General features: G+C 63.5%; 12 protein-coding genes. 3 read left to right on the plus strand and 9 right to left on the minus strand.

Annotated features, from left to right (window positions below; translation table 11 throughout):
• The first annotated feature begins 31 nt into the window (after window positions 1-31).
• Window positions 32-1,009 carry a complex I NDUFA9 subunit family protein gene (locus LB536_RS07705; RefSeq protein WP_224590767.1) on the plus strand — a complete coding sequence of 326 codons (978 nt, stop codon included), beginning with the start codon at window positions 32-34 and terminating at the stop codon, window positions 1,007-1,009.
• A 183-nt stretch (window positions 1,010-1,192) separates the two neighbouring features.
• Here LB536_RS07705 and LB536_RS07710 read toward each other — a convergent pair whose 3' ends face one another.
• Window positions 1,193-2,560 (minus strand): cytochrome P450, encoded by a 1,368-nt coding sequence (locus LB536_RS07710; protein ID WP_140812031.1) that lies wholly within the window; start codon window positions 2,558-2,560, stop codon window positions 1,193-1,195.
• Window positions 2,561-2,771: 211 nt separating this feature from the next.
• On the opposite strand from LB536_RS07710, the gene LB536_RS07715 reads away from it, so the two are divergent.
• Entirely contained in the window at window positions 2,772-3,341 is a 570-nt protein-coding gene (locus LB536_RS07715; RefSeq protein ID WP_224590769.1) for an NADPH-dependent FMN reductase, read from the plus strand.
• A 313-nt stretch (window positions 3,342-3,654) separates the two neighbouring features.
• Window positions 3,655-6,126: a DNA topoisomerase (ATP-hydrolyzing) subunit B gene (gyrB, locus tag LB536_RS07720; protein WP_140762806.1), complete on the plus strand. Its 2,472-nt coding sequence runs from the start codon at window positions 3,655-3,657 to the stop codon at window positions 6,124-6,126.
• A 162-nt stretch (window positions 6,127-6,288) separates the two neighbouring features.
• Here gyrB and LB536_RS07725 read toward each other — a convergent pair whose 3' ends face one another.
• From LB536_RS07725 to LB536_RS07760, 8 genes are all read right to left on the minus strand, one after another.
• Window positions 6,289-7,686 carry an NAD(P)(+) transhydrogenase (Re/Si-specific) subunit beta gene (locus LB536_RS07725; RefSeq protein WP_224590771.1) on the minus strand — a complete coding sequence of 466 codons (1,398 nt, stop codon included), beginning with the start codon at window positions 7,684-7,686 and terminating at the stop codon, window positions 6,289-6,291.
• 6 nt (window positions 7,687-7,692) lie between these two features.
• Window positions 7,693-8,118, minus strand: a complete 426-nt coding sequence (locus LB536_RS07730; RefSeq protein WP_263488923.1) for an NAD(P) transhydrogenase subunit alpha — start codon at window positions 8,116-8,118, stop codon at window positions 7,693-7,695.
• The gene (locus LB536_RS07735) at window positions 8,118-9,392 is read right to left on the minus strand and encodes a Re/Si-specific NAD(P)(+) transhydrogenase subunit alpha (protein WP_224590775.1); all 1,275 of its coding nucleotides are present in this window, start codon (window positions 9,390-9,392) and stop codon (window positions 8,118-8,120) included. Before LB536_RS07735 ends, LB536_RS07730 begins: the two co-directional genes overlap by 1 nt.
• 88 nt (window positions 9,393-9,480) lie before the next feature.
• The gene (locus tag LB536_RS07740) at window positions 9,481-9,705 is read right to left on the minus strand and encodes an aa3-type cytochrome c oxidase subunit IV (RefSeq protein ID WP_140812025.1); all 225 of its coding nucleotides are present in this window, start codon (window positions 9,703-9,705) and stop codon (window positions 9,481-9,483) included.
• Window positions 9,706-9,868: 163 nt separating this feature from the next.
• Window positions 9,869-10,018, minus strand: coding sequence for a DUF3096 domain-containing protein (locus tag LB536_RS07745; protein WP_140757087.1), 150 nt, complete (start codon window positions 10,016-10,018; stop codon window positions 9,869-9,871).
• 145 nt (window positions 10,019-10,163) lie between these two features.
• Entirely contained in the window at window positions 10,164-10,853 is a 690-nt protein-coding gene (locus tag LB536_RS07750) for an N-acyl amino acid synthase FeeM domain-containing protein (RefSeq protein ID WP_224590776.1), read from the minus strand.
• Between the two features lie 382 nt (window positions 10,854-11,235).
• Window positions 11,236-13,551: a putative bifunctional diguanylate cyclase/phosphodiesterase gene (locus LB536_RS07755; protein ID WP_224590778.1), complete on the minus strand. Its 2,316-nt coding sequence runs from the start codon at window positions 13,549-13,551 to the stop codon at window positions 11,236-11,238.
• 137 nt (window positions 13,552-13,688) lie between these two features.
• Window positions 13,689-17,183 carry an indolepyruvate ferredoxin oxidoreductase family protein gene (locus tag LB536_RS07760; protein ID WP_224590780.1) on the minus strand — a complete coding sequence of 1,165 codons (3,495 nt, stop codon included), beginning with the start codon at window positions 17,181-17,183 and terminating at the stop codon, window positions 13,689-13,691.
• Window positions 17,184-17,385 lie beyond the last annotated feature (202 nt).

The raw sequence follows: 17,385 nt of genomic DNA on the forward strand, positions 1-17,385 counted from the left end.
AAGCCATCTGCAACGCGCGCCGGAGCCCGCCATGACCGAAATCCTGCAGACCCCAAAGCTCGTCGTCGTCTTTGGCGGGTCAGGCTTTGTCGGCCGTCATGTCGTGCGGGCGCTGGCCAAGCGCGGCTATCGCATCCGGGTCGCCTGCCGGCGGCCCGATCTTGCCGGCCATTTGCAGCCGCTCGGCAATGTCGGTCAGATCCAGCCGGTGCAGGCCAATGTGCGCGTGCGCTGGTCGGTCGACCGCGCCGTGCAGGGCGCCGACCACGTCGTCAATCTCGTCGCCGTGCTGCATGAGAGCGGCCGTCAGAAATTCTCCGCCGTGCACGAATTCGGTGCTCGCGCCATCGCCGAGGCCGCGCGCGCCGTCGGTGCCGGCCTCACCCATATTTCGGCGCTCGGCGCCGATCTGGACTCCAAATCGGATTATGCGCGCACCAAGGCGCTGGGCGAGAAGGCCGTTCTGGAGACGATCGCGGACGCCGTCATTTTCCGGCCATCGATCAATTTCGGGCCGGAGGACGCGTTCTTCAACCGCTTCGCCAACATGGCGCGTTATTCGCCGGTGCTGCCGCTGATCGGCGGCGGCCAGACCAAGTTCCAGCCGGTCTATGTCGGCGACGTCGCTGAAGCTGTTGCGCGTTCGGTCGACGGCAAGGTCGATGGCGGCCAGGTCTACGAGCTTGGCGGCCCCGCCGTGCTCACCTTCAAGGAGTGCATGCAGGAGATGCTCACCGTGATCGAGCGCAAGCGCCTGCTGCTGCCGGTGCCGTGGTGGTTGGCAAACATCCAGGCCTCGATCCTCGGCCTGCTGCCCAACCCGATGCTGACCAAGGACCAGGTGATGCTGCTGCGTGAGCACAACATCGTTTCGGACGAAGCCGCCAAGGCCAACCGGACACTGGCGGGGCTCGGCATTCAGCCGCAATCGATCGCGACGATCCTGCCCAGCTACCTCTGGCGCTTCCGCGCCGCCGGCCAGTTCCAGCAGCGCAAGCCCGCGGTGTGAGCGGGCGCAACAGCCGCAAGGCGTGCTGAGATTCAGGTCAGGCCGAGTCGAGAACAGTGGCTTCCGAGAACCGGAGCGGAGCGTACTTAAAGTACGCCAGCACCGTTCTACTGCGACGCAGTAGAACGGGGAAGCACAGGAAGTCGTCGTTCGCAGGCCGGCATCACCTGAATATCGGCATGCCTAGCGAGGCGTGATCCGCATTGGCAGACCGCCTTGCGGCTGCGTGGTCAATTTCTGTACCGGCCAGGGTTTTGTTTCAGCGGTCGCATCGAAGCGGAAGCGTGACAAAAGGATGGCGAGCGCGATGATCGCCTCCTGCATGGCGAAGCTGGCGCCGATGCACACACGCGGGCCCGCGCCGAAGGGCAGATACTGGAAACGGTCGATCTTTTCACGGTTTCCCGGGTGGAAGCGTTCGGGCAGGAAGGCGTCGGGCCGATCCCACAGCTTCCTGTGGCGGTGGACGACCCACGGCATCACCAGCACGGCCGCGTGTTTGGGGATATAGAGATCCTTCCACATTTCCGGCACGATCGGCTCGCGATTGATCGACGGCGCCGGCGGGTAGAGCCGAAGCGCCTCGTCGAAGGCGGCGCGTGTCAGCGGCATGGCGTCGAGCCACTTCGTCGGATCGGGCTCGCGCGCCAGCACCTGGTCGATCTCCTGTTCGACGCGGTCGCGCTCCCAGGGCGATTCGGCCAGGCAATAAAGCGTCCAGCCGAGCGCGCGCGCCGTGGTCTCGTGGCCGGCGCCGATGAAGGTGATGATGTTGTCCTCGACTTCCGGGCGCGTCAGTCCGTCGGGGCCTTCGGCCTCGAGCAGCAGCGTCAGGAAATCCTGGGGCACGGCGTCGGGGTGGCGCCTGAACTTCTCTTCGCGCATCTTGACCGTGTCGGTCACGATCTTGCGGAAATAGGCCATCGTCTTGCGGCCGCGGATGCGGGTCAGCCGCGGCAGCCAGTCGGGCGCGCGCAACAGGTCGAGCGGATCGACGCGGCCCATGGTCTCGAACAGGCGGTCGATCTCGTTTTCGAAACTGCCCGGCTCGCCTGCGATCTCGCCGGAAAACAGCGTCTCGGCCAGGATGTCGTAGGTGAGCAGCGTCATGTCATGGGCGATATCGGACGTGCCGCCCGCCTCGTAACGGGTCACGAACTCCAGCGTCCGCTTCAGCATTGGCTGTGCGAAGCCGAAAATGTGGCGCGGCGTGAACACCGGCGCCATCGCCTTGCGCGACCGCTTCCACACCTCGCCCTCGGCGGTCAGCAGGCCATCACGCAGGATCGGCCGCAGGATCTTCTGGCGCACCGTCGCCATCTTGTAGTTCTTGGCGTTGTCGACCAGCACATGGCGAATCAGGCCGGGATCATTGGCGATGACCAGCGGTCCGCCGGCCCCCTTGGCCGAAATCCAGGGTTCGTTGTAGGTCGGCTCGCCCCAGAGTTCGAGCGGATTGCGATAGACGATGCGGATCATCTCCAGCGTCGAAGGCGGCGATGTGCGCGGCTTCGGGGCAGGAGGAACGAAGGGGGCGGGCTGAGTATCCATGAGGTGCTCCGCTATTCCCACCAATGTAGTGGCTGGCACACCGGGCGTCCATGTGACCGAACGGCAGAGCGGACCATGGCGGAAGGAACGCCAGGGCATGCAGTCCGTTCATCCGATCGTGACCGTTCCGTCAGGGCTCCGACCTTGTCCGCTGGAACGCTCTGCCGTAGTGACAGTCACCAACGGATACCGCCCGACAAAGGAGCCTGTCTTGAAGCACCAGTTGAACATCATCATCGGCAGCACACGGCCCGGCCGCGCCGGCCCGGTTTTTGCCGAGTGGCTGGAGACGTTCGTGCGCGAGCATGGAAAATTCGAGCCGGTGCTGACCGACATCGCCGCGTTCAGCCTGCCGGTGCTGGACGAGCCGCACCATCCAAGGTTCGGCAACTATCAGAACGACCACACCAAGGCCTGGTCGAAGGCGGTCGACGCCGCAGACGCCTTTGTCTTCGTGGCGCCGGAATATAATTATTTCGCGGCACCGGCAATCGTCAACGCGATCGACTATCTCGCCCGCGAATGGAAATACAAGCCCGCCGCCATCTTCAGCTATGGCGGTGTCTCCGGCGGCCTGCGCGCGGCGCAGGCGCTGAAGCCGCTGCTGACCTCGGTCGGGATCATGCCGATCCCGGAAGGCGTCGCGCTGCCATTGTACCAGAAACTGCTCGATGAGAATGGCGCCTTCGATGCCAGCGAGCAGGTGCGGGGCGGGACCAAGACCATGCTGGACGAACTGTTACGCTGGAGTGAGGCGTTGAAACCGATGCGCGCAGCCTGAAAGAGCCGCTCCCAACCCGGCTTGCTCGCGCCGGCGGTGCTTTCCCAGGCGCTCGACATGACGCTGGAACTTGACCGGAGCGGACGGGCTGTCGCTGCGGCTAAAGTTGGTGATCAAGTCTCTCAGGGACCGCGTGGCCCAAGGCGAATAGAGCGCGGCGAGAGCCCTATGTGGACAGCCGGCTCAATCTCCCGGGAAATGCCTGCAAACCTTGGAAAAACCGCCTTTAGCGCCTATATCTAATCGATATCAGAAGCGCGATTCGGGGCCGATTTTTCGCGCTATAATAGCGGCATCTAGACAACAGGTTTTCATGAGCGACCAGACCGAGAATGCCAACGGCGCTGAAGCCGAATACGGCGCCGATTCCATCAAGGTTTTGAAGGGGTTGGATGCTGTCCGCAAGCGGCCGGGCATGTATATCGGCGACACCGATGACGGCTCGGGCCTGCATCACATGGTCTACGAGGTGGTCGACAACGCCATCGATGAGGCGCTGGCGGGCCATGCCGACCTGGTTTCGGTGACGCTCAATCCCGATGGCTCGGTGACGGTTATCGACAATGGCCGTGGCATTCCGACCGACATTCACCCCAGCGAGGGCATATCGGCGGCCGAAGTGATCATGACGCAGCTGCACGCAGGCGGAAAGTTCGACCAGAACTCCTACAAGGTGTCTGGCGGTCTGCATGGCGTCGGCGTCTCGGTGGTCAACGCGCTGTCGGCCTGGTTGAAGCTCAAGATCCGCCGCAACGGCCAGATCTTCGAAATGAGCTTTACCCACGGCGATGCCGACGCGCCGCTGAAGGCGACCGGCAGCTACGAGCAGGACAAGCGCCCGGGCACCAATGAGGGTCGCAGCGGCAGCGAGATCACCTTCTTTCCATCCGCCGAAACCTTTACCATGGTGGAGTTCGACTTCGGCACGCTGGAGCACCGGCTGCGCGAACTCGCCTTCTTGAACTCCGGCGTGCGCATCGTGCTGACAGATGCCCGTCATGCCGACGTCGTGAGGCATGAACTGCATTATGACGGGGGCCTGGAAGAGTTCGTCAAATATCTCGACCGCGTCAAGAAACCGCTGATCGACAAGCCGATCGCCATTAGGGCCGAACGCGACGGCATCACCGTCGAAGTGGCGATGTGGTGGAACGACAGCTACCACGAGAATGTGCTGGCCTTCACCAACAACATCCCGCAGCGCGATGGCGGCACCCATCTGGCTGGTTTTCGCGGCGCGCTGACCCGCCAGATCACCGGCTACGGCGAATCCTCGGGCCTGACCAAGAAGGAAAAGGTCTCGCTGATCGGCGACGATTGCCGCGAGGGCCTGACAGCGGTGCTGTCGGTCAAGGTTCCCGACCCGAAATTCTCGTCGCAGACCAAGGACAAGCTGGTCTCGTCGGAAGTCCGTCCCGTGGTCGAAGGGCTGGTCAACGAAGCGCTCGGCACGTGGCTCGAAGAGCATCCGACCGAGGGCAAGGTGGTCGTCGACAAGGTGATCCAGGCCGCTGCGGCGCGCGAGGCCGCGCGCAAGGCACGCGACATCACCCGCAAGACCTCGCTCGGCGTCACCTCGCTGCCCGGCAAGCTGGCCGACTGCCAGGAACGCGACCCGGCGAAGTCCGAAATCTTCATCGTCGAGGGCGACTCGGCCGGTGGCTCCGCCAAGGGCGGCCGTTCGCGCCAGAACCAGGCGATCCTTCCGCTGCGCGGCAAGATCCTCAATGTCGAGCGGGCCCGCTTCGACCGCATGCTCAGTTCCGACATGATCGGCACACTGATCACCGCGCTCGGCACCTCGATCGGCAAGGACGAATTCAACGCCGACAAGCTGCGTTACCACAAGATCATCCTGATGACCGACGCCGACGTCGACGGTGCCCATATCAGGACCTTGCTGCTCACCTTCTTCTTCCGGCAGATGCCGGAGCTGATCGAGCGCGGCCATCTCTACATCGCCCAGCCGCCGCTCTATAAGGTGACACGCGGCAAGAGCTCGCAATACATCAAGAATGAGAGCGCCTTCGAGGAATTCCTGATCGATTCAGGGTTGGAGGAAGCGTCGCTTACGCTTGGCTCAGGGGAGGTGCGGACCGGACAGGATCTGCACGGCGCCGTTGCCGATGCGCTTGCCGTGCGCCAGCTCATCAACGGCTTGCACACGCGCTACAACCGCGACGTCGTCGAGCAGGCGGCGATCGCCGGCGGGCTCAATCCCGATGTCTTCGCCGATCTTGGCCGCGCCAACGCGATGGCCGAGCGGATCGCGCAACGCCTCGACATCATCGCCGAGGACACCGAGCGCGGCTGGACCGGCCGCATGTCGACCTCGAACGAGGGTATCGGCGGCTATGTCTTCGAACGCACCGTGCGCAGCGTCAAGGAATACGCCCATCTCGACATGGCGCTGATCAATTCCGCCGACGCACGCCAGCTCGACCGGTACGCACAGCGCCTCAGCGAGGTCTACGGGACGCCGCCGGTGCTGCGCCGCAAGGATGTGTCCGAAACCGTCTCGGGGCCGCTGGCGCTGCTCAACGCGGTCTTCGCGACCGGGCGCAAGGGACTGACCATGCAACGCTACAAGGGTCTCGGCGAGATGAATGCCGAGCAGCTCTGGGAGACCACGCTCGACCCGAATGTGCGTTCGCTGCTGCAGGTCAAGGTCAATGACGCGACCGATGCCGACAGCTTGTTCTCGCGGCTGATGGGGGACGAGGTGGAACCTCGGCGCGAATTCATCCAGGACAACGCGCTATCGGTCGCCAATCTGGATATTTGACCGACCACCATAATTGGCGCGCCGAGGCAATTCCAGGAAAGTGCGGAACGGTTTTCCGGGCAGGCCGCGCGACGGCGACCAACGGTTGAAGGCAGCATCACGCCAGAACCGTAGAGCCCGGCATCGACCGGGCTCTTTTATTCGACGATCAAGACGGTCGGGTCAGTGGTCCATCGCCTTGACGATCTCCTCGGTCATCTTCTTGGCGTCGCCGAGCAGCATCATGGTGCCGTCCTTGTAGAACAGCGTGTTGTCGATGCCGGCATAGCCGGAACCGAGCGAGCGCTTGACGAACAGGCAGGTGCGCGCCTTGTCGACGTCGAGGATCGGCATGCCGTAGATAGGTGAGGATTTGTCGTCGCGGGCCGAGGGGTTGGTGACATCGTTGGCGCCGATGACGTAGGCGACGTCGGCCTGCGCGAATTCCGAGTTGATGTCCTCGAGCTCGAACACTTCGTCGTAAGGCACGTTGGCTTCGGCGAGCAGCACGTTCATATGGCCGGGCATGCGGCCGGCGACCGGGTGTATGGCGTATTTGACGTCGACGCCATTGGCCTTGAGCTTGTCGGCCATTTCACGCAGCGCGTGCTGGGCCTGGGCGACCGCCATGCCGTAACCCGGCACGATGATGACTTTCTGCGCGTTCATCATCAGGTAGGCTGCATCGTCGGCCGAGCCCTGCTTGACGGTGCGCTCGATGCCATCATCGGCTGCTGCCGCCGTTTCGCCGCCGAAGCCGCCGAGGATGACCGAGATGAAGCTTCGGTTCATGCCCTTGCACATGATGTAGGACAGGATCGCGCCCGACGAGCCGACCAGCGCGCCGGTGATGATCAGCGCCAGGTTGCCGAGCGTGAAGCCGAGTGCGGCCGCTGCCCAGCCCGAGTAAGAATTCAGCATCGAGACGACGACCGGCATGTCGGCGCCGCCGATCGGGATGATCAAGAGCACGCCGAGCACCAGCGAGGCGGCGACGATCAGCCAGAACACCAGCTTGGCCTCGGTGGTGACCAAAAGCACGATCAGCACGATCAGGGCGATACCCAGCGCCGCGTTGATAAAATGGCGGCCGCCGATCATGATCGGCTTGCCCGACATGCGGCCATCGAGCTTCAGGAAGGCGATGACCGAGCCGGTGAAGGTGATGGCGCCGATGGCGACGCCCAGGCTCATCTCGATCAGGGCCTGGGCGTGGATGTCGCCAGCCGTGCCGATGCCGAAGCTCTCCGGCGCATAGATGGCTGCGGCCGCCACCATGACGGCGGCGAGGCCGACCAGCGAGTGGAAAGCTGCGACCAGCTGCGGCATCGAGGTCATGGCGATGCGCCGCGCGGTAACGGCGCCGACGCCGCCGCCGATGGCGAGACCAAGCACGATCAGGCCGAAGCGGCCGGCGGACGGGGTTGCCAGCGCCAGCGTGGTGGCAATGGCGATGCCCATGCCGATCATGCCGTAGAGATTGCCCTGGCGGCTGGTTGTCGGGTGCGACAAGCCGCGCAGCGCCATGATGAACAGGACGCCGGACACCAGATAGAGGAAGGACGCGAAGTTGGCGTTCATGGCGCTCTACTTGTCCTTCTTCTTGTACATGGCCAGCATGCGCTGGGTGACGAGGAAGCCGCCGAAGATGTTGACCGAGACCAGCATCAGCGCGACGAAGCCGAAGCCGGCGGCAATGCCGGATGCCGCGATGCCGACGGCGAGCAGCGCACCGACGACGATGACGGACGAGATGGCGTTGGTGACCGCCATCAGCGGCGTGTGCAGTGCGGGAGTCACCGACCAGACGACGTAGTAGCCGACAAAGATCGCCAGGATGAAGATGGCGAAACGGAAGACGAAGGGGTCGATGGCGCCGCCCGACAGCGCGTGCGCGGCGTTACCGGCGGCCTCAGTGCCGCCCGGGGCATTGGCCAGGTTCTGCACCGCGAGCCTGACGGCGGCACTCGCCTGATCGAGCTGATCAAGGGCTTTCTGCAAGGTCTGATCCATCACGCGGTCCCTTTCGGCTTCGGCGAGGGTGACTTGGATGCGGCGGTTTTCCGGGGCGCGGACTTCTTGGGCGCAGCCGAAGCATCGGCGACCATGGTCGTGGCCGGGATCGCGGGCGGCTCGATATGAGGCTGCTGGTCGGCCTTGGCGAAGGCCGGATGAACGACCTTGCCGCCATCGGTCAGCATCGTCGCCTTGACCAGGTCGTCATCACGGTTGATGGCGAGCGACTTGGTGGTCTTGTCGACCAGCGTCTCGAGGAAGGCGAACAGGTTCCTGGCATAGAGCAGCGAGGCGGATGCCGCGATGCGGCCTGGCACGTTGAGATGGCCGACGATCTTCACATTGTTGGCGGTGGTGACGATCTTGCCGACCTCGGCGCCCTCGACATTGCCGCCACGCTCGACGGCCAGATCGACGATCACAGAGCCCGGCTTCATCGAGGCAACCATGGCCGCCGAGACAAGCTTCGGCGCCGGCCGGCCGGGAATCAGCGCCGTGGTGATGACGATATCCTGCTTGGCGATGTGCTCGGCGGTGAGCGCGGCCTGCTTGGCCTGGTATTCCCTGGACATTTCCTTGGCGTAGCCGCCGGCGGTCTCGGCGGCCTTGAACTCCTCGTCCTCGACGGCGAGGAACTTCGCGCCAAGCGAGGCGACCTGTTCCTTGGCGGCGGGGCGAACGTCGGTGGCGGTGACCACCGCGCCGAGGCGGCGCGCGGTGGCGATCGCCTGCAGGCCGGCGACGCCGACACCCATGATGAAGACCTTCGCCGCCGGCACCGTGCCCGCGGCCGTCATCATCATCGGCAGCGCCCGGTCATATTCGGCGGCTCCGTCGATCACGGCCTGGTAGCCGGCAAGATTGGCCTGGCTGGACAGCACGTCCATCGATTGCGCGCGCGTGATGCGCGGCATGAACTCCATCGAGAACGCGGTGACGCCGGCTTTGGCAAGGGCAGCGACTTCAGCATCGTTGCCGTAGGGGTCCATGATGGCGATCACCGCAGCGCCGGCTTTGTAGCCCTTCAGCTCGGCATCCGTTGGCCGGCGGACCTTCAGCACGACATCGGCCTTGCCGGCATCCGAGGCCTTGCCGATGGCAGCGCCTGCCTTGGCAAATTCCTCGTCGGGGATACGTGAGCGGGTGCCGGCACCGGCTTCGACGATCACGTCGAGGCCCAAGCCCACCAGCCGCTTCACCGTATCGGGCGATGCCGCGACACGCGGCTCGTTCGCGTCGAGCTCACGAGGGATGAAAACCGTCTGTCCCACCGCATGATCCTTTCGGCTGGAACCTGTCTGCGCGAAGGTGTCGACCGGGATATCCGGCTACGTCAACCGCAAGAGGGTTTTGGAAGGTCTATCGCAGAATGAAGGCGCCGACGGCCATGATCAGGACGAACAGGATCAGCGCAGAGAAGAAGCCGCCCGCGAAGAAGCCGAAAGCCATCGCCAGCAGGAGCGCGCCGCAGAAGAGCGAACCGTATTTGGCCAGCGCCAGGAAGCCCGCATAGGTGCGGTCATGCTCGGCATAGTCCATCTTCGCGCCCAGTTCTACAGGACCGCTCGGCGTGTGCTCAGCCATAGGAATACCCCTTCGAAGACATCTTTCAGGCACATAGCGAAAAGCCGGGCGGAGAGCAATGGCGCTATTGCCGCATCGCAGCCGACAACTGCCTCAAGCGAAAATTGAAACTGGCGGCCGATCCGGGCATTCCGCGATTCTGCGGCACGCTTGCCCGGCTGTCTCAGCTGGCCAGATGCGGGAACAAGCCCAGCAGTCCAACGACAATCAGATAGAGCGCGACGATGTAGTTCAACAGCCGCGGCATGATCAGAATCAGCACGCCGGCGATCAGCGAGATCAGCGGCGTGAGCGCGAGCGAGTGGATGGTCATGACCGTATTCCTTCCCACGAACAATGCGACATGAGCCCGGGGCGACACGCCCGTTGGGCAGAATTGCGGCGATACTCGATGGCGATGCCGCTACTCATAACGGCGAATCCGTGGGAAAGGTTCATGATGCCAGGAAGGCACCCATTCAGGCAGCGTCGCGATAGTATTTCGCCGTCGGTACGATGGACAGCGGCGTCAGCCGGTTGATGGCCGGATTGGCGAACATCATCCGCTGCTCCACCGCCGTCGACTTAAAGAACGGGAACCGTTCGAGTGTCTGGCGCAAGTTTTCGCCGCAGGGGATTTCGAACAGAGCGATCGGCGCAAGAACACCCGGGAACACCTTGCCCTCTGTCCTCTGAATGGCATGGAAGATGCGAGCATAGTAAGCGGAATGCTCGATCTTGATCGGCGTAAGCACTGCCGTGAGGTTAAAGTAACTTGCGGCCACCATGCCTAGTCTGAGCGTCAGAAAAGGCAGGACTCCGGGCGCGGGCGCACTGTCGGCATCGGTTGCGAAGCGAGTCCCGTCGATGAACGTCTCTCCGCGGGCAAGCCGCTCGGCCAATATTTCCGGATAGGCGTCGACGGACGGCGAATGAGGGTGCTCTCGGGAAAGGTAGTGGAGCCGTAGTGTGCTGACCAGGTGTCCATCGAAGTAGACGCCGAACCGATAGGAATTCGGCAGATTGTCCCAGCGATCCTCGAACATCCCGCTGGCGATCGGGCCGCACATGCCCGATTGCAGGTAGGATTGATAGCGAAGGCGGTAGATCGCCTCCAGATCCTCGCCTCCAGTGATGAGACGATAGTCGACATGCTCCAGCAATTGCATGATCGAATGGTTCAGCGCCGACCCAGCATTTGCGCCGGCGCCAGCCCGCGCATCGTTTCTCGCAGCATCCATTCTCAAGTCCTCGTATCCGCCTCTGAACAGGCTATTCGAGTTGAAATGAGACACAAGCCGAAAATTCGACCCTGCCGATTTACCACTTGTTAACCTTAACAACCGGAGATTCTGGCGGCAGAGTGGTGCTAGCTAAAGGAGCAGTTTTGGCGTCCATATCCAAGTCCGCGTGAAAGCTACTGAGCGCTTTGCTTGGATTTGTTCCAAGTCGCTACCAAATGTGCTCAAATATGCTGGTTCGTACGAGCCCGGCGCACGATCCAAGCAACGCACATTATTGACTCCGATGGGCGGGAATTTGCGGCGAAAGCTAGCCGGCTGTGCGCTTGGTGACGAGACGCAGATCCGCGGCAAATGGCCAGGTGACGTTCGACATCGTCTCGATACCCGACGCGCTGAGCGCTGCGCCGAACAGGAAGCCTTGGACAAGATCCGGCTTCACCGACTGCATGAGGATCTTGAGCTGCTCGAACGTCTCCACGCCTTCGATGGTGACGGTGAGTCCAAGGATGCGGGTCAGGTCGACGACGCCCTTCAACAGCTCGAGCGAACGCGGATTCTGGGTGACGTCGATCACGAACGACCGGTCGATCTTGATCTTGTCGAGAGGCAGCTTGTGGAGATAGCTCAGGCTTGAATAGCCGGTGCCGAAATCGTCGAGGGCGATGCGAACGCCAAGCTGCTTCAGCTCCTCGATATATTGGCGCGTCAAGGATTTGTCGTCGAGCAACGCGGTTTCGGTGACTTCGATCTCGAGGCGGTCGGCGGCGAGGCCGGAGTTCGCCAACGCATCGCGGACCTTCTGGATGACGTCGCGGTTGCGGAAATCCCTGGCCGAAAGGTTGACCGAGACGCTGGTCTGGTCAGGCCATTTGGCGCATTCGGTGCAAGCCGCATGGAGCACGAAGGTGCTGATCTCGGAGATGATTCCCATCTCCTCGGCCAGCGGAATGAAGATGCCGGGCGAGATCGGCCCAATATCGGGATGGTCCCAGCGGCAAAGCGCCTCGCAGCTGGCGATGCGCATGGTGTTCATCGCCACGATCGGCTGGTAGACGACCCGCAGGCCCTTGCTTTCCACGGCGCTGCGCAGATCCGCCTTCATCAGCTGGCGGTTGCGGAACGCGGCGTCCATCGCCGCCTCGAACAGCCGCCAACCGTTCTTGCCGAGCTCCTTGGCCTTGTAGAGTGCCAGGTCCGCCTTGACGATCATGCCGTCGACATCGCTTTCGCCGACCTTGGACAGCACCGCGCCGGCGCTGGCCTGGATCCGCAACCCATGGCCCGCGACGTCGACCTCTCCCTGCAGCTCGGCGAAAATCCCGTCGAGCAGGCTCGCCAGGTGGCTGTCGTCATCGATGCGATCGAAGAACAGCATGAACTCGTCGCCGCCGAAGCGGCTGACGGTAAGGCCTTGCCCGGCGATGGCCGCCAGCCGCTCGGCCACGGCGTAGATCAGGCCGTCGCCGACAGGATGACCGAGCGTGTCGTTGACGCTCTTGAAATCGTCGAGGTCGATCACCGCGAGGCCGCACAGGCGATCGCGGTCGCCGGAGACCATCAGCTCGCCCACCAGTTCGTGAAAATAGGCGCGGTTGGGAAGGCCGGTGAGATTGTCGTAGCGCGCCATGAACCGGATCTTTTCCTCCGCTTCGACGCGCGCCGTGACATCCTCGAAGGTGATCACGCCGAGTTCCAGGCTGCCTTCGCGCGCGGAGAATTCGTAATGTTGACCGTTGGCGAGCGAGACAAGCACCTTGCGGTCCCTGCCCTCGCGCAGGGCGCGCGTCAGCTGCGCCTCGACGTAGCGGCAGTCCTTCGACGCCAGCATGCCGCCGGCGACGCCGCGCATCAGAAGGCCGTGGATGGAGCGCCCGAGCAGCGCGTCGGCCGATTTCAGCGACATCAGGTGAGCGGCCTCGGCGTTGGCGACCGCGACGCGCCCGTCAGGGCCGAGCATGACTAGGCCGTGCGACATGGTGTTGAGCGCGCGGTCGAACCTGCGCGTTATGCTTTTCGCCTGCTGGTGGCCGATGACCGCGGAAAACAGCACATTGCGAACATGGTCGGCGCTATTGATGGTAATGAACGTCATCGGGAAGATCATCAGACCGAGGACGACGGACGGCGCATCCTGACGCAGCAGGAGCGCAAGTGCCATCGGACCGATGAAGGTTACCGAAAAAATCCGCACCATGCGCGGAGAACCGTAGTTGCGGGCGACAACCGTGACCAGGGTTGCCAACGTCAGCGACATCGCCGCCAGTTCGGCGAATGGGTCGGGATACACATAGATCGACACGAAGCACAGCGCACCCAAACCGAGGCCCTGTAAGCAGCCCTTGAAGATGTAGCTGCGCTCCAATCGGTGTGCGTGTTCGACATCGGCAATCACGCCGCCCGTCTTCAGGAAGCTGCGGATACCGAAATAGCGGAGAAGGCTGATCGGCAGTAGAATAAATGAAAAGGCCAGAAACAACGGATTTTGCGTGCGCAGATAAATCATGAACCCGAGGATCCAGTAGCACGCGCCACCAATCACCAACATGTGCGCGTTGTCGAACAACGACCGCACAAATTGGATATAAACATCCGCGGGGATGCTTTCGGTCTTTGTTTTGCCCATATGGTCGGCCCAACGCTAGGCCTTGTCATGCCACAACCGCCTTAAGAAAGGCTTAGAACAGTGGGTTAAGCAACGGCTTCGGTCCGCCTGCCAAGGCGAGAGGGCCTTACAGCCCGAAAAAGGCTTTGGTGGGGGAATCACTCAGCGGCACTGAGAACCGGTATCGGCATCGTTTGGGTCAGCCGCTGGAGCAGTCTGGAGCGCTCGCCCGCCGCCTTTTCGGCGCTTGCCTGCCGGACATGGCCATAGCCGCGGATCAGCGCCGGGACCGAGACTAGGGCTACCGCGGCCTCGATCTTGCCCGGCGCCAGCGAGCTGGCCACGAGCAGTAGATCGGCTTCGTACTGCGCCAGCAATTGCCGCTCCATGCGCCGCTCGGCGGTGTAGCCGAACAGGTCGAAAGCCGTGCCGCGCAGGCCTTTCATCGCCGCCAGCAGCCGAAAGCCTTTCATCATCCAAGGACCGAAGCTCGATTTCCTCGGCTTGCCGTCATTGCCGCGGCGCCCCATGATCGGCGGCGCGAGATGGAATTCGAGTTTCTCGTAGCTCTGGAACTGCTTGCCAAGCTCGGCGGCGAAGGAGCCGTCGGTGTAGAGCCGCGCCACCTCGTATTCGTCCTTGATCGCCATCAGCTTGAACAGGCTTTTGGCGGCGGCCCCGGTCACGTCGGTCGAACCCGGCATGGCCTTCGTTTCCGCCGCTCGCAGCGTCGAAATCCTGTCGGCGTAGCGTCTGCCGTAAGCAGCGTTCTGATAGGCGGCGAGGAAGGCGACACGGCGGGCGATGATCTCGTCGAGGGTCTCGGCGACCGGCGCGGCCTGCCCGGCCTTGCCGGCGAAGGTTGGCCCCGGCTGGGCGACGAGACCGCGCACGAAATCCGGCTGGTGGGCGGCGCGACGGCCCCAGCGGAAAGCGGCAATGTTCATCGCCACCGCTTCGCCGTTCAATTCGATAGCCTTTTCAACCGCCTCGGCCGAGAGCGGCAGACCACCGTGCTGGAAGGCAAAGCCGAGCATGAACATGTTGGCGCCGAGCGAATTGCCGAACAGCGCGGTGGCGGTGCGGGTGGCGTCGAAGAAATGCGCCTTGTCGTCGCCGGCGGCGGACCGGATCGCCTTCTTCAGGCGCTCGACCGGCAGCGAGAAATCGGCCGATCGGGCAAATTCGCCCGGCATGATCTCGGCGGTGTTGGCGAGGAAGATCGTATGACCCTCGCGCACCGCGGTCAGCACCTTCTTGGCGCCTGAGACGACGAGGTCGCAGCCGAGCACGAGGTCGGCTTTCCCCGCTGAGACACGGATGGCATGGATATCGTCCGGCGTGCGGGCGATGCGGACATGGGTGAACACAGAACCGCCCTTCTGGGCGAGGCCGGCCATGTCGATCATGCCGCAGCCCTTGTCCTCCAGATGCGCCGCCATACCGAGCACGGCGCCGACGGTGACGACGCCGGTGCCGCCGACACCGTCGATGATCGCCGCCCAGCCCTCGACGCCGAGCGGGAATTCGGCTGGTGTCGGTACGCCTTCGAGCGGGTCGGTCTTGCCGGCCAGGCCTTCGGCCTTGCGGATCTTGGCACCGTGCACCGTGACGAAGGACGGGCAGAAGCCGTTGACGCAGGAGAAATCCTTGTTGCAGCTCGACTGGTCGATCTTGCGCTTGCGGCCGAATTCGGTTTCGACCGGCTGGATCGAGACGCAGTTCGACTGCACGCCGCAATCGCCGCAGCCTTCGCAGACCAGTTCGTTGATGAAGACGCGCTTGTCGGGATCGGGAAAGGTGCCGCGCTTGCGGCGGCGGCGCTTTTCGGCGGCGCAGGTCTGGTCGTAGAGCAGAATCGACACGCCCTTGACGTCGCGCAGCTCGCGCTGGACGAGATCGAGGTCGTCGCGGTGATGAATGGTGGCGCCGGCCGGAAACTCGGCCTTCCCTGCATACTTGTCAGGCTCGTCGGTGACGATCGCGATGCGGTCGACGCCCTCCGCCCGCACCTGCCTGGCGATCATGTCCACGGTCAGCCCGCCCTCATGCGGCTGGCCGCCGGTCATGGCGACGGCGTCGTTGTAGAGGATCTTGTAGGTGATGTTGGCTTCGCTCGACAGGGCGAAGCGGATCGCCAGCGTGCCGGAATGGTTGTAGGTGCCGTCGCCGAGATTCTGGAAGATGTGGTCGCGCCTGGAGAACGGCGCCTGGCCGACCCATTGCGCGCCCTCGCCGCCCATGGCGGTGAAGCCGAGCGTGTTGCGGTCCATCCACAGCGCCATGAAGTGGCAGCCGATGCCTGCGGCGGCGATCGAGCCGTCCGGCACCTTGGTCGAGGAATTGTGCGGACAACCCGAGCAGAAGAAGGGCGTGCGCGAACCGATGTCGGTGGCGTCCGCCAGCATCGCCTGGAACTGCCGCAGCTTCGCCACCCTTGCCGAAATCTCTTCGGAAGGGCCGATGGTCTTCACGATCCTCTCGCCGAGAGCAATGGCGATCTCGTTGGGGTCCAGCGCGCCCTTGGCCGGGAACAGCCAGTCGCCGCGCTCATCCTTCTTGCCGACGATGACCGGCTGCGAAGCGGTGCCATAAAGGCTCTCGCGCAGTTGCACCTCGATCAGCGATCGTTTCTCTTCGACGACGACGATGGTGTCGAGACCACGCGCGAACTCGGCGATGTGCTGCAGGTCGAGCGGCCAGGGGCAGCCGACCTTGAACAGCCGCACGCCGATCCGGCTGGCTCCCGCCTCGTCGATGCCGATATCCTCCAGCGCCTGGCGGACGTCGAGATAGCTCTTGCCCAGGGTGATGATGCCGAGCTTCGGGTTGCGGCCGCCCGAATAGACGATCCTGTTCAGCCCATTGGCATGGATGAAGGCGGAGGCCGCGGCACGCTTGTGCTCATGCAGCCGCTCTTCCTGGCCGAGCATGTCGATCTCGTGGCGGATGTTGAGGCCGCCCGGCGGCATGTCGAAATCCGGCACGACGATGTTCAGCCGTTCGAGCGAGGCATCGACGGAGGCTGTCGATTCGATGTTGTCCTTGACGCATTTGATCGCTGCCCAGGTGCCGGCGAAGCGCGACATGGCAAAGCCATACAGGCCGTAGTCGATGATCTCCTGGACGCCGGCCGGGTTGAGGATCGGCACCATGGTGTCGACGAAGAGGAATTCGGTGGCGTGCGCGTTGGTCGAGGATTCGGCCATGTGGTCGTCGCCCATGAGCGCAAGGACGCCGCCATGTCTGGACGAGCCGGCGAGATTGGCGTGGCGGAACACATCGCCTGAACGATCGACGCCGGGCCCCTTGCCGTACCACACCGAAAAAACACCGTCATGGGTGCCCTCGCCCAGCAGTTCCGTCTGCTGCGAGCCCCAGCAGGCGGTGGCGGCAAGCTCCTCGTTGAGGCCGGGCTGGAAGACGATATCGGCCCCAGCGAGCTGCTTCTTCGCCTTCCACAGCTGCATATCCAGGCCGCCGAGCGGCGAGCCGCGATAGCCGGAGACGAAGCCCGCCGTGTTCAGGCCAGCGCGGCGGTCGCGCTCGCGCTGCATCAGGAGCATGCGGATTACCGCCTGTGCGCCGGACAGGAAGATGCGCTCCTTCCCAAGATCGAACTTGTCGTCGAGCGCGACATCATGCAGCGTCATCAGGCATTTCCTCTGCGAAGGCCGCGCCGAGCAGCAGCCAACGTCGGGATCGGATGACGCATCCTTTCTTCCCTTGCAAGACAGGTCAAACAAAATCGAAAGGACCAGCCAACGCGCAACAAACAGTCCGTCGAACGCTGGACCGCGCATGAAAGCGTGCGCCAACAGGGCGACGGCGTACGAAAATTCCAGTCGAAATCGA

The sequence above is a fragment of the Mesorhizobium sp. ES1-3 genome (assembly GCF_020164795.1).
Taxonomy (GTDB): domain Bacteria; phylum Pseudomonadota; class Alphaproteobacteria; order Rhizobiales; family Rhizobiaceae; genus Mesorhizobium.

Coding starts and splice junctions, on each gene's coding strand:
- LB536_RS07730 (WP_263488923.1), bottom strand. CDS start 8,118: ATGGATCAGACCTTGCAGAAAGCCCTTGATCAGCTCGATCAGGCGAGT.
- LB536_RS07740 (WP_140812025.1), bottom strand. CDS start 9,705: ATGGCTGAGCACACGCCGAGCGGTCCTGTAGAACTGGGCGCGAAGATG.
- LB536_RS07705 (WP_224590767.1), top strand. CDS start 32: ATGACCGAAATCCTGCAGACCCCAAAGCTCGTCGTCGTCTTTGGCGGG.
- LB536_RS07755 (WP_224590778.1), bottom strand. CDS start 13,551: ATGGGCAAAACAAAGACCGAAAGCATCCCCGCGGATGTTTATATCCAA.
- LB536_RS07745 (WP_140757087.1), bottom strand. CDS start 10,018: ATGACCATCCACTCGCTCGCGCTCACGCCGCTGATCTCGCTGATCGCC.
- LB536_RS07760 (WP_224590780.1), bottom strand. CDS start 17,183: ATGACGCTGCATGATGTCGCGCTCGACGACAAGTTCGATCTTGGGAAG.
- LB536_RS07725 (WP_224590771.1), bottom strand. CDS start 7,686: ATGAACGCCAACTTCGCGTCCTTCCTCTATCTGGTGTCCGGCGTCCTG.
- LB536_RS07710 (WP_140812031.1), bottom strand. CDS start 2,560: ATGGATACTCAGCCCGCCCCCTTCGTTCCTCCTGCCCCGAAGCCGCGC.
- gyrB (WP_140762806.1), top strand. CDS start 3,655: ATGAGCGACCAGACCGAGAATGCCAACGGCGCTGAAGCCGAATACGGC.
- LB536_RS07750 (WP_224590776.1), bottom strand. CDS start 10,853: ATGCAATTGCTGGAGCATGTCGACTATCGTCTCATCACTGGAGGCGAG.